12 protein-coding genes are annotated in these 13,963 nt (G+C 37.6%); all 12 read left to right on the forward strand.

Annotated elements, in window-relative coordinates; genetic code table 11:
• Positions 1-2: 2 nt before the first annotated feature.
• The 12 genes from ACZ2V4_RS00735 to ACZ2V4_RS00790 all read left to right on the forward strand — a co-directional run bounded on the left by ACZ2V4_RS00735 (position 3) and on the right by ACZ2V4_RS00790 (position 13,963).
• Positions 3-956, forward strand: coding sequence for a bifunctional riboflavin kinase/FAD synthetase (locus ACZ2V4_RS00735; RefSeq protein WP_219494682.1), 954 nt, complete (start codon positions 3-5; stop codon positions 954-956).
• Positions 957-1,063: 107 nt separating this feature from the next.
• Positions 1,064-1,333, forward strand: a complete 270-nt coding sequence (rpsO, locus tag ACZ2V4_RS00740; RefSeq protein WP_015912457.1) for a 30S ribosomal protein S15 — start codon at positions 1,064-1,066, stop codon at positions 1,331-1,333.
• A gap of 114 nt (positions 1,334-1,447) precedes the next feature.
• A complete protein-coding gene (pnp, locus tag ACZ2V4_RS00745; RefSeq protein ID WP_219494683.1) occupies positions 1,448-3,559 on the forward strand; it encodes a polyribonucleotide nucleotidyltransferase in 2,112 nt (703 codons plus the stop codon).
• Between the two features lie 60 nt (positions 3,560-3,619).
• Positions 3,620-4,810 carry a M16 family metallopeptidase gene (locus tag ACZ2V4_RS00750; protein ID WP_490514368.1) on the forward strand — a complete coding sequence of 397 codons (1,191 nt, stop codon included), beginning with the start codon at positions 3,620-3,622 and terminating at the stop codon, positions 4,808-4,810.
• Between the two features lie 67 nt (positions 4,811-4,877).
• Complete coding sequence (locus ACZ2V4_RS00755; protein WP_219494685.1) at positions 4,878-5,132, forward strand: hypothetical protein; 255 nt, start codon at positions 4,878-4,880, stop codon at positions 5,130-5,132.
• A 120-nt stretch (positions 5,133-5,252) separates the two neighbouring features.
• Positions 5,253-6,926 carry a ribonuclease J2 gene (gene rnjB, locus ACZ2V4_RS00760; protein WP_490514369.1) on the forward strand — a complete coding sequence of 558 codons (1,674 nt, stop codon included), beginning with the start codon at positions 5,253-5,255 and terminating at the stop codon, positions 6,924-6,926.
• 59 nt (positions 6,927-6,985) lie between these two features.
• Positions 6,986-9,226, forward strand: a complete 2,241-nt coding sequence (locus tag ACZ2V4_RS00765) for an FtsK/SpoIIIE family DNA translocase (protein WP_490514370.1) — start codon at positions 6,986-6,988, stop codon at positions 9,224-9,226.
• 11 nt (positions 9,227-9,237) lie between these two features.
• Positions 9,238-9,951, forward strand: a complete 714-nt coding sequence (locus ACZ2V4_RS00770; protein WP_413475280.1) for a GntR family transcriptional regulator — start codon at positions 9,238-9,240, stop codon at positions 9,949-9,951.
• 9 nt (positions 9,952-9,960) lie between these two features.
• Entirely contained in the window at positions 9,961-11,193 is a 1,233-nt protein-coding gene (gene yfmF, locus ACZ2V4_RS00775) for an EF-P 5-aminopentanol modification-associated protein YfmF (protein ID WP_419895565.1), read from the forward strand.
• Positions 11,193-12,461, forward strand: coding sequence for an EF-P 5-aminopentanol modification-associated protein YfmH (yfmH, locus tag ACZ2V4_RS00780; RefSeq protein WP_219494689.1), 1,269 nt, complete (start codon positions 11,193-11,195; stop codon positions 12,459-12,461). The genes yfmF and yfmH overlap by 1 nt, the downstream gene beginning before the upstream one ends.
• Positions 12,454-13,161 (forward strand): SDR family NAD(P)-dependent oxidoreductase, encoded by a 708-nt coding sequence (locus ACZ2V4_RS00785; RefSeq protein WP_219494690.1) that lies wholly within the window; start codon positions 12,454-12,456, stop codon positions 13,159-13,161. The genes yfmH and ACZ2V4_RS00785 overlap by 8 nt, the downstream gene beginning before the upstream one ends.
• A 10-nt stretch (positions 13,162-13,171) precedes the next feature.
• The gene (locus tag ACZ2V4_RS00790; protein ID WP_219494691.1) at positions 13,172-13,963 is read left to right on the forward strand and encodes a YmfK family protein; all 792 of its coding nucleotides are present in this window, start codon (positions 13,172-13,174) and stop codon (positions 13,961-13,963) included.

Raw genomic sequence — 13,963 nt, forward strand, 5'->3', positions numbered from 1 at the left:
CTATGAAAACAATTGAAATGATACATCCAATAGAGCAATGTTATGATCACGAACCATGTGCCCTTGCAATTGGTTTCTTTGATGGGATTCATACTGGACATCAGAAGGTCATTGAAACCATGATATGTATTGCTGAGAATAAAGGACTGAAAAAAGCGGTGATGACGTTTGACCCTCACCCTTCTGTCGTCTTAAATCCTGAAAAACAACGCACAGATTATTTGACGCCGATGCAGGAGAAGAAGCATATATTAGAAGCGATGGGTATTGATTATTTATTTATCGTGCCGTTTACTTCTTCGCTCGCTCAAATGGAGGAGCATGACTTTATCTCGAATTATTTCACTAAAAATCATGTAAAAGAAGTTGTAGCTGGTTTTGATTTTACTTATGGTAAATATGGAAAAGGAAATATGCTTAAACTTGAAGCGGATAAAGATGGTTTCAATGTAACGACTGTAGAAAGACATGCGCTAGCTGACGAGAAAGTTTCTACTACTTTAATTCGTAAAGATCTGATTCATGGCGATATTGAATCAGTGAATGCACAACTTGGAAGACCTTATAAAATTACTGGTCTTGTTGTTCAAGGTGAAAAGCGTGGACGTACAATTGGATTTCCGACGGCAAATGTTGAGCCGAATGAAAACTTTGTATTGCCACGTTTAGGTGTGTATGCCGTTACGCTGAAGCTCGATCAGACTGGTAAAATATATAAAGGCGTCTGTAATGTGGGGGTAAAACCAACCTTCCATGACCCTGAAAAACAGCAAGTTTCGATAGAAGTGAATATCTTTGATTTCAAAGACTCAATATATGGAGAACGTGTTGAAATTGAATGGTATGAATTTTTACGTGCTGAAAAGAAGTTTGATGGTATTGATAGTCTGATTACACAAATAAATGCAGATAAAGCACAGGCAATTGAAATATTGAATGACATTCATCTTGATTAATTATTGATTCATGATATAATAACGAGGAACCTTTCCTTGGCTTATAGATCACTCCGACTTTATGCTCAGGTTACGGTGTCAATTAAATTTATAGGAGGCTATTAACAATGGCAATTTCACAAGAACGCAAAAATGAAATCATTGCACAATACCGTGTACATGAAACAGACACAGGATCACCAGAAGTACAAATCGCAGTTTTAACAGCAGAAATCAATGCGTTAAACGAGCATTTACGTACACACAAAAAAGACCACCATTCACGTCGTGGTTTATTAAAAATGGTAGGTCGTCGTAAAAACTTATTAACTTACTTACGTGAGAACGATGTTCAACGTTACCGTGAATTAATTAAATCATTAGGATTACGTCGTTAATTCTAATTTTATCGAAAGAAACCTATGTTTCTTTCGTTTTTTTTATGCGATTTATGACATAATATGAATTGTCATGTTATGATTAAGGATATATGTGAGAGAGGAGATACATACATGTCTCAAGAAAAGAAAGTTTTTAAAACAGAATGGGCAGGTCGTCCATTAATTATTGAAACTGGCCAGTTAGCAAAGCAAGCAAATGGTGCAGTACTCGTACGCTACGGGGATACGGTAGTATTATCAACGGCGACAGCAAGTAAAGAACCTAGAGATGTGGACTTCTTCCCATTAATGGTCAATTATGAAGAGAAATTATATGCGGCAGGTAAGATACCTGGAGGATTCAACAAACGTGAAGGCCGTCCAGGTGAGGATGCTACTTTGACCTCACGATTGATTGACCGCCCGATTCGTCCATTATTCCCAAAAGGTTACCGTCATGATATTCAGGTCATTTCTATGGTTATGAGTGTAGACCCAGATAATTCACCTGAAATGGCAGCGATGATCGGTTCATCTATGGCACTTTCGGTTTCAGATATTCCATTTGAAGGACCAATCGCAGGTGTGAACGTAGGTTTAGTTGATGGAGAACTCATCATAAATCCTAATGTTCAGCAGCGTGAAGTTTCTGTTCTGGACTTACAAGTTGCAGGTCACTTTGATGCGGTCAACATGGTTGAAGCGGGTGCGAAAGAAGTAGCGGAAGATAAGATGCTTGAAGCAATCATGTTCGGTCATGCTGAAATTAAGAAACTTGTTGAATTCCAGCAATCGATCATTGATGAGATACAACCTGTAAAGTCTAGGTTTGTACCTGTTGAAACGGATACAGCCTTAGAATCGAAGGTAGAGCAATTATCAGAAAGCTTTGGACTATCTCAGGCGATTCAAACTCAGGAGAAGCTTGCACGTGAAGAAAATATTACAGCAATCAAATTAAAGGTCATCGAAGCTTTTGAAGGTGAAGGTGAAGCTGTTATCACTGCAGTGAACAAGAAGTTCGATGCACTGATTAAAGAAGAAGTGCGTCGTCTTATCACAGAAGAAAAAGTGCGTCCGGATGGACGTCGCCCAGACGAAATTCGCCCGCTTGATTCAGAAGTCGGCATTTTACCTCGTGTACATGGATCTGGTCTATTTACACGTGGACAGACTCAAGCCCTATCTGTAGCAACATTAGGTGCATTAGGTGAACATCAGATTATCGATGGTCTTGGTGTAGAAGAAGAGAAACGTTACATGCATCACTATAACTTCCCGAATTTCTCTGTAGGTGAGACAGGACCAATTCGTGCACCAGGTCGTCGTGAAATTGGTCATGGTGCACTAGGTGAACGTGCGCTATTGCAAGTCATTCCAGATGAAAAAGAATTCCCATATACAATTCGTGTTGTATCTGAAGTTTTAGAATCAAATGGTTCGAGTTCACAAGCATCAATCTGTGGTTCTACGCTCGCCTTGATGGATGCTGGTGTACCAATTAAAGCACCAGTTGCGGGTATTGCAATGGGTCTTGTAACAAAAGATGATAATTATACGATTCTATCTGATATTCAAGGTATGGAAGACGCACTTGGTGATATGGACTTTAAAGTTGCAGGGACAAAAGAAGGTATCACAGCAATACAGATGGACATTAAGATTAACGGGTTAACAGAAGATATCTTACGTGAAGCATTAGAGCAGGCGCGAGTAGGTCGTCTGCATATTATGGAACATATGTTATCTACAATTTCTGAACCAAGAGCAGAACTTAGCCAATACGCACCTAAAATTGAAATTATTCATATTAATCCTGATAAGATTCGTGATGTTATCGGACCAGGTGGTAAGAAAATTAACGAAATTATCGATGCAACAGGAGTTAAACTTGATATTGAACAAGATGGTACAGTCTTCATCGGTTCAAGTGATGCATCAATGATAGAAGAGGCGAAGAAGTTGATCGAAAATATTGTACGTGAAGCTGAGGTTGGCCAAATTTATATGGCAACAGTAAAACGTATCGAGAAGTTCGGTGCATTTGTTGAAATCTTCCCAGGTAAAGATGCGCTCGTACATATCTCGCAAATTGCTTTAGAACGTATAAACAAAGTAGAAGATGTTGTGAAGCTTGGTGATCAGTTCTTGGTGAAAGTCACTGAGATTGATAAACAAGGTCGCGTAAATGCATCACGTAAAGTGCTGTTAGAAGAAGAGAAGAAAGCATCAGAAGAAAAGTAGATTATTAAGGTGAGGCGATATGTCTCACCTTTTTATTTGATTTGTCAGTGAGGAGATTATTTGGAGCATATTAAACTTAAGAATGATATGACATTTGCATATCACGAAACAAAATTAGAGGTCGTTCATATTGGACTTTACATTAAAGTGGGCACATCGGATGAGGCAGGGTATCCAGCAGGTATCGCACATTTTATTGAACATATGGTGTTTAAAGGAACGGAGCAGTTTCCATTTCAAGCATTATCAGATAAAATTGATGCAATTGGTGGAGAAGTCAATGCCTATACGACTAAGACATATACATGTTATTCGATTAAGACGTTAAAGCGATTTGAACGTGTTGCCATTGAATTGCTGAAAGAAATGGTGTTCTGTGCTACATTCCCGAATGATGAACTTGAAAAAGAACGTCAGGTCATTCTAGAAGAGATAAAGATGATCGAAGATGATGATGAAGAACGTGCATTTGAGCAGTTCGAAAGCGCGTTACTTGAAGGCACTGCATTTAACACACCGATTCTTGGTACGGCTGACAGTGTTAATAATATTACTCAGACAATGCTTCAAGCGTTTTATCATAAATTTTATCAGCCAGATAATATGATCTTGTCGTACGTTGGAACTGATTATCATTTTATTAAGGATTACTTTGAGCAATTTAACTCTGTTCACAAAGTGATACGCCCACTGAAAAGATTTAAAATGAACACGATTCATCTTACGCATCATAAAGAAAGTATGGAACAAGCACATGTTATACTGGCGCATAGAGGGATCAGCTATCTGGATGAAAAAAATACATGCTATGAGATTATAAATAATATCTATGGTGGCAGTATGACGAGTTTGCTATTCAGAAGGTTAAGGGAAGCACTAGGGTTATGCTATGCATTATATTCATCGGTCGATGCTTATGAAGAAGGTGGGATTCTTTATACATACTTCGCTACTGACGCAAAAAACATAGAACGATGTATGGCAGAGATTCATCTTATACACAAGCAGCTTGCAGCAGGTATTGAAGAATCGTTGCTTTTAAAAACGAAACATTATCTTGTAACAAATTTATATATGAATCTAGATTATGATGGGTCCATTATGGAGCATATGGGTAAGAGCATACTGCTTTACAATAAGATATATGATATACATGAACTGGAAGAAAAAATAATGGCTGTTACATTAGAAGAGGTAAATGAAGCGCTGCAGGTTTTTAAGAAAGCGTATGCAAGTTACCGAATATACTAGGTTTCTATAGATTAATCCTTGCTAAAAATGTATAATATGGATGACTATATAACAAGGAGATGTAACTATGGTATTTGATAAAATTCAGGTGAATGGTTCAGAAATTGAAGCAGAAGGACGTTTTAGAATTGAAGATGAAACTGTACATGTGTCAACGACAAGCGAAGATGTGGGATTAGCGTTCAAACAAGTTGAGACAACAAATGCACCTGTGCAGCTTGTACTTTATAAAGGGGATACAGATCGCTATGCATCTGAAGGGCTAACATTAAAGCACTATACAGTAGCTGGTGGCGAATTTAAGATGGAATTAGAAAAATAATAGCAGATGTGCGTAAGCCTTATTATAGAGGCTTACGCATTTTTTATTGTTAAATTGTCTATATTTAGCTTATAATATAAGAAGTATGAATTGAACGGGTAGAATTTAGGAGGAACTATTTTGAATCTAGTAAAAAAAGATAATGAACATATAAAGATGACACCCCTTGGTGGTGTAGGTGAAATAGCAAAGAACATGTACATCGTTGAAGTAGACGATGAAATGTTTATGCTTGATGCAGGACTTATGTTTCCTGAAGATGAGATGCTTGGAATAGACGTAGTTATACCAGATATCAACTATGTCATTGAAAATAAGGCGAAATTAAAAGGAATATTCCTTTCGCATGGACATGTTGATGCAATTGGAGCTTTAAAGTACATTATGAATCAGATTGATGCACCTATCTATGGATCACGTCTGACGATTGCACTTGTTAAAGACCGAATGAAAGAAGAAAATATAAATAAGAAGATTAAGTACTATACTGTAAATAATGACTCGATTATGCGTTTTAAAAATGTGAACGTATCATTTTTCAGTACGTCACACAGTATTCCAGATAGCCTTGGTATCGTGATTCATACATCACATGGTGCAATTGTTTATACTGGTGAATTTAAGTTTGATCAAAGTTTATCCGGAAGTTATAGACCAGATATTACAAAGATGGGGCAAATTGGTGATAACGGTGTACTTATGCTGATCAGTGATTCCACAGAAGCTGAGAAACCGGGTTACAATACACCTGAAAATGTCATTGAAAGTCATATCAATGACGAATTTGCAAAAGCAAATGGACGTATCATTGTTTCCTGCTACGCATCGAACTTCATTAGAATACAGCAAGTATTAAACAGTGCAGCTAGAAATAACCGAAAAGTATCATTTCTAGGTAAATCATTAGAAAGTTCGTTTAATACGGCACGTAAGCTGGGATACTTTGATATAAAAGAACAATTGCTGATACCAATCAAAGATGTGGAGAAGTATCCTAAGAATGAAGTCATCATTATTTCGACTGGTACTCAAGGTGAACCGATAGAGGCACTTGCACAGATGGCGCTCAATAGACATAATATACTGAATATAGAAGAAGGAGATACAGTATTTATTACGACGACACCTTCATCTAATATGGAAGTCATATTAGGCTCTACAATTAATCATCTTGTTAAAGCAGGTGCGAAAGTCATACCAACTAATAAGAAGATTCATGCTTCTGGACATGGATGTATGGAAGAGCTTAAACTGATGCTCAACTTAATGAAACCTACTTACTTTGTTCCAGTTCAAGGTGAATTTAAGATGCAGATTGCTCATGCGAAGCTTGCTGCTGAAGCAGGTGTACTGCCTGAACATATCTTCTTATTAGAAAAGGGGGACTGTCTGAACTTTGACGGTGAGTATATGCTTGCGAACGAAAAGGTAACAGCAGGTAATGTCTTGATTGATGGTATTGGTGTTGGAGATGTCGGCAATATCGTATTAAGAGACCGACGCCTTCTGAGTGAAGATGGTATATTTATTGCTGTCGTAACGATCGATCCAAAAAATCGTACCATCGCTGCAGGACCTCAAATTCAGTCAAGAGGATTTGTTTATGTACGTGAGAGTGAGGATCTTCTCAAAGAAGCTGAAGAAAAGGTTAGAGCTATTGTAGAGGATGGTTTGACTAAAAATAAAATTGAATGGGCTGAAATTAAGCAGGAAATGCGTGATAAGCTGAGCAAGCTGCTCTATGAACATACGAAACGCCGTCCGATGATCATTCCTGTAATTTCAGAAATTTAAATTATAAATAAACAAGCTATTAATAGCTTGTTTATTTATTTAGTAAGGTAGGTGTCAGTATGGCTATTAAGAAGAAAACACGTAAGAAAAAACGTAATACAAAGAAGAAGGATAATATACCCTATCGTTATTTGATTGCTCTTTTGATTATTGGACTTATCTTTGCCGCCATATTTCAATTTGGAATCATTGGCGTAGGCATTGACAGTCTATTTACATACTTTACGGGTAGTGCACGGTTTTATGCGTACATACTGATTCTTTTAGTGACGATATACTACACCGTCAATCAAAAGATGATACCACTGAATCGTCGCGTTAATGGCTGGTTATTGATGCTTGTAGCGCTACCTTCATTTTTACAGGTTATAGAGCATATGTTAAATGGTAAGCCCATTGTGCCGTTATTTAATTCAATTTATGAGCTTCAATCTCATTCAGGTATTCATTTTTTTGGTGGCGGTATCATAGGTTATCTGTATGATATGGTGTTCAGTACATTAATCAGTACATTTGGCTCACTTTTATTATCGCTACTGATGATAACCATCAGTACATTGCTGATTCTTGGAAGATCTATTCGTCTTGCTGCCGAAAAAACATTCCTGTGGCTCATGAAATATCTACGCCTGTTAATGGCTAAAGTTACAGACTATGCAAAAAAGGACAGGAACACACAACAAAATGAGGTCATCGATGTGTCTGACCTCCCTGTACTTACTCAAGATGCTGAGGATATCCCAATTTATGACAGTGTAGAGCAATTTGATAACAATGAAGATCTTGTGGAAGCTGAAGCGTTTATAAGTACAAGTAAAGATGTACCATCTAAGATGGGTAATATGGATCTTGAAACAGTGGAACATACAAGTGCAACAACAGAAGATGAGAATCCGAATTATAAGCTCCCACCGATTACTTTATTACATCCTGCTGCTGAAAAAGCAAAGAACAATATGCAGAACGTAAAAAAACGTGGACAACTTTTAGAAATGACTTTAAAGAATTTTGGGGTCAATGCAAAGGTGAGTCAAATTAGGATTGGACCCGCTGTTACCCAATATGAAGTACAGCCTGCTATGGGAGTTAAAGTCAGTCGCATCGTCAATTTACATAACGATATCGCGCTCGCACTTGCTGCAAAAGATATCCGTATAGAAGCGCCGATACCTGGCAAATCGGCAGTTGGTATAGAAGTCCCGAATCAGTCGGTCTCTATGGTCACGTTACGAGAAGTGCTGGAAGCATCTCCTGTAAACGATAATAAGCTGAAAGTTGTGCTTGGAAGAGATATCTCAGGAGAAGCGATCACTGCAGAACTTGACAAGATGCCGCATTTACTTGTGGCTGGTGCAACCGGAAGCGGTAAGTCGGTGTGTATTAATGGTATAATTACAAGTATACTTATGAATGCGAAGCCTCACGAAGTGAAGCTGATGATGATCGATCCTAAGATGGTCGAATTAAACGTCTATAATGGTATACCGCATCTACTGACGCCAGTGGTCACGAATCCTCAGAAAGCTGCTCAGGCGCTGCAGAAGATTGTTGGTGAGATGGAACGTCGTTACGATTTATTCAGCCATACTGGTACACGAAATATAAAAGGATATAATGCGTATCTTGAAAGACAGAATCAGGAGATGAACGAAAAGAATGCGAAGCTTCCATATATAGTAGTCATTGTTGACGAACTAGCTGATTTGATGATGGTGGCAAGTAAAGATGTAGAAGCAGCCATTATGCGACTAGCACAGATGGCACGTGCGGCGGGGATTCATCTGATCATCGCTACTCAGCGCCCATCTGTAGATGTAATCACAGGTTTAATTAAAGCAAATATTCCTTCGCGAATTGCGTTTAGTGTAAGTAGTGCTGTTGATTCAAGGACGATTCTGGACAGTCAAGGTGCAGAGAAACTGCTCGGTAAAGGAGATATGTTATATTTACCTTATGGACAATCTAAACCGACGCGTATACAAGGGGCTTTCTTATCTGATGCTGAAGTAGAAGCTATCGTTCAGTTTGTTACAAGACAGCAGTCTGCAAATTACGTTGAAGAGATGACGCCTACAGACGTAAAAGAAAGCGAAGCTAATTCAGAAGATGAACTTTATCAGGAAGTATATGCATTTGTAATCGAAAAACAGAAAGCTTCAGCCAGTTTACTGCAGAGACAGTTTAGAATTGGATACAATAGAGCGGCACGTTTAATTGATGAACTGGAAGCAAACGGAGTAATTGGTCCCGCTACGGGAAGTAAACCAAGAAATGTTTTAATAGAACAAAATGAAGAATAGGAGCGGTAATATTGTCTGTAAATCATGAAGTTGTCTATACGAAGGACTGGATTCTATCAAAGATATATTCTGGAGATTTCAATAGTCATAAACCGATACCCTCTCAATATGAGATTTCAAGACAGTTAAATATATCACGTGATGCTATTGAACTCGCATTTCATGAACTTATAACTGAGCAAATTATAACTGAACACTTTCAGGAAGGTTATTTTGTCAAAGAGAAGCCCCCATTCAACTATCCGGTTGATGAACTAAAGAGTATTACTTCTATGATTGAAGAAGCAGGTTACGTAGCCGGCACCCTCATTATCAGCCAAGACATTGAACAACCGTCGCTAGATGATAAAAGTGTGCTGCGTATAGATGATGATCGAAAAGTGACAGTTATCGAGCGTATTCGTACTGCCGATGAAACCCCGGTTGTTTATTGTCTGGATAAAATTGATATGATGAACTTTGAAATGGATAGCGGCATCAATTCACGGTCATTATTTGATGCACTTATGGATGCAGGGTTAGCCATCAGCTATGCTACGACTGAGATAGAATCAATCGGCTATGAGCCGTATATTTCTAATGCGCTGGATTGTGCGCCTGATGATAGTTTACTCCTTTTCAAACAGATTCATTATAACGATAATCATGATCCTGTACTTTATTCGATGAATTATTTTAAATCGAGTCAAGTCAAGTTTAAAATAAGACGTACAAAGAAAGATTAGGTGAATCACATGTCACATCACATTAATTATTTAAATACTTCTCAATTTAAGACGATATCGCTCGTAATTAAATTTAAAGCACCGCTTGATGAATCTACAATGACTGCAAGAAGTGTGTTATCAAAGTTAATGCAGAAAACTTCACAGAAGTATCCTACAGAAATAGAGATGATGAATCATCTATCAGAACTGTATGGGGCAAATTTATACAGCTCTGTTTTAAAACAGAACAATGCACATGTCATCACTTTAGGTATAGATATTGTTAACGATAAATATTTAACAGATACAAACTTACTTGAAGAAGCTTTTAAATTATTACACGAAGTACTATACTTCCCGAATGTGCAGAATCAGGCTTTTAATACACGGCTTGTGAATCAAGAAAAACGCTTATTAAAGAATAAATTTTTGGCGATAAAAGAAAATATTGGGCAATATGGATTTTATCAGTTGCTGCACACAATGTTTCCGGAGGACCCGAACCGACTACCAAGCTTTGGCGATGAGCATCAACTGGACAATATTGATGGCAGAGCGTTGTATCAAACCTTTCAGAAGATGAAACAAGAAGATGAAATTTATTTCTATGCAGTAGGTGAAATCGACTCAGAAGAAATTGAATCACTTTATGAAAAATATATACAGCTCAATTCTTCAACGGTAACTTTAAATGACAGCAGACCTGCATCGAATAAAGAGACAAATTATGTTGAGGAAACAATCGATACCACACAAGCGCGGCTTAATATAGGTATGAAGTTTGAAGTGCATCATCCAGACAGATCGTACTTCAGCTTTATCGTATTGAATCATCTCTTTGGTGGAGATGCGTCCAGTATGCTCTTTATGAACGTTAGAGAAAAATTGAGTCTAGCTTATCAAATACATAGCCAGATTGATGCGCGCAGTGGATTGCTGTATGTACTTGCAGGTGTAAATCAGCAAAATAAAGCACGTGCAATCGAAACGATTCAAAACCAATTTGAAATGATAAAAAGTGGTGAGATTGAAGAAAAGATGGTAGATTTGTCAAAAAGACTGATTATCAACAGCCGACTTGAGTCAACGGATCGTCCGAAAGGATTTGTGGAAACAAGTTTTTCTAATACATTTGGGTCTGAAATATCACAGGAAGAATGGATTGAAGGCATTCAAGCTGTGACAAAGGCTGACATCATAGATTTAGCGAAAACTGGATGTTTTCACACAATATATTGTCTAGTGAGTGAGGTGCAATAATGAAGAAAACATACTATCGTTCTATAGATGAATCACTTTATGAATATCAGCTTGATAATGGTCTTGATTTATTTATCATACCTAAAAAAGGGTTTAAAAAGTCCTATGTTACTTTAACTGCTAAATATGGTTCTATACATAATGATTTTTATCTCGATGACCAGTTGATACATATGCCAAAAGGGATTGCACATTTTCTTGAACATAAGATGTTTGAAAAAGAGGACGGAGACATGTTCAATGAATTTTCTGAGCATGGCAGTTCTGCTAATGCATTTACATCGTATGACCGAACGAGCTATTTGTTTACGACTGTCGAAAGTCTCAAAGAAAATATCAAGCTACTAATGCATATGCTTGATACCCCATATTTTACGCCAGAAAGTGTGCACAAAGAAGTGGGTATCATTGCTGAAGAAATTAAGATGTATCAAGACCAGCCCAACTATAAGCTCTATTATCAGACTTTAAATGCGATGTATCATCATCATCCCGTAAAATATGATATCGCGGGTACGATAGAAAGTATCTCTGAAATTACTGACACTACTTTATATCAATGCTATGAGACCTTTTATCATCCGGAGAACATGGTTATGTTTATCGTAGGAGATGTAGCACCCGAGGAAATGTACCAATATGTTAATGGTTTAGGTACAAAAAGAGATAAATACGTTCCAGCCGAACTTATGAAGATTGATGAACCGACGGATGTGTATGTACCGATGATCCAATCAAAGGGAAGTATACAAAAGGATAAGTTGATGCTTGGTATTAAGACGAATGTTCATCATCGACATGAATCTCATATGAAAATTGAAATGGAAATGCTTTTTGCATTAGATCTTTTATTTGGAGAGCAGACTGATTTTTATCAATCGCTACTAGATGAACACCTCATCGATGACACGTTTGGGTATAGTTTTATTATTGAACCTACTTTTTCTCATATATTGATCGCCGGTTCAACTGATAATATTGAAGAACTGAAGAAACGTATTTTATTACAGCTGAATCATTTTGAAATGCTGAATGATGAGGCGTCCTTTAGACGTCTGATAAAACAGACAATAGGTGAATATGTTTCCAGTATGAATAGTCCTGAATATATTGCTAATCAGTTTACACGCTATTTCTTCAATGGAGACATTCTCTTTGATTTATTACCGATACTCAATCAGTTACAACTCGAGGACTGTATATCAACGTATAAAACAGCGATAGCATCTGCCTCAATTACAGATAGCAGGATGCTACCGAATGGGTAAATATATGGTTATTGGAGCGAGCGGAGATATCGGCAGTCAGATTACACGAGATTTGCTATTGGATGGACATGAAGTCATCGCTCAGTACTTTAGTGCAGATATTACGCAGTTGAAAGAACAGTTTATTGGACAGGCAATTTCTTTTTTACAGCTTGACTTATCGGTTCCTTTACAAAAGAATCCTTTTGAAACATGGATGACAGCACATCTTGATGGTTTAATCTATGTTGCTGGTAAGTCCTATTTTTCAGAACTTCGTGATGTCACAGATGATAAAATTCATGAACAGTACGCGATTCATTTCTTTAACCTTGTGAAGTGCGTTCAATATACTTCTAGTGGCTTATTACAAGGAAATAATGGTAGAATTATTGTAATTAGTTCTATATGGGGTGAAACAGGTAGTAGCATGGAAAGTATCTATAGTGGTTTCAAAGCGGCACAAATCGGCTTTATAAAATCTATCGCTAAAGAATATGCACAAACAAACATTACCGCAAACATTATTGCACCGGGCCTCGTTGCCGGAAAGATGACGGATGCACTTGGAGATGATGTGCAGGACATCATTGAACAGATTCCTCAAAGAAAATGTGTACAGCCGGTAGAAATCAGCCATTGTGTACGCACTCTGCTACACCAGTATGCCCATACGACAACAGGCACTGTAATACGGATCAATGGTGGCTGGTATATATAGGAGGAAGCGAATGGAACAAACTTTAAAAAAGGAATGGTACCTTGAATATGAGATAGTGATTAATCGTGCGGGTCTTCTAGGAGATGTATCAAGTTTACTAGGTGCACTTGGAATCAGCATTATTACGATTAATGGTGTTGACCAGGGAAAGCGTGGACTGCTCATTAAGACAGATGATGTTGAGAAGGTAAAACGATTCGAGCATATTATCAGTCAACTTGATGATATTGAAATCGTTAAGCTGCGCGAACCGAGATTGACAGATCGTCTCGCAGTGCGCCATGGGCAGTATATACAGAAAGATACCCATGAGAAAAATACTTTTCGCTTTGTTCGTAAAGAACTGGGAATACTGGTCGATTTAATGGCAGAGCTCTTTAAAGAGGATGGGCATCGATTGATTGGAATTAGAGGAATGCCGCGTGTAGGGAAGACGGAATCTATTGTCGCAGCAAGTGTATGTGCACATAAGAAATGGTTATTTATTTCTTCGACAATGATTAAGCAGACAGTGCGTAATTCTTTATTTAAAGGAGAATATGATGACAGTCATATTTACATTATAGATGGCGCGCTATCAATCAGACAAAAGCCAGAGCATCTGGATCTAATTCGTGAAGTGATGGCACTGCCTGCAACGAAAGTGATTGAACATCCTGATTTATTTGTACAGAAAACCGATTATACATTAGAAGATTTTGATTATATTATTGAGATTCGTGAAACTGAAACTCAAGAAATTACTTATGAACAATTATCTAAAAATAATTTGTTTGATAACGATGAATTTGGATTTTTTTAA

The sequence above is a fragment of the Macrococcus sp. CoH-51_TC_04 genome (assembly GCF_058188655.1).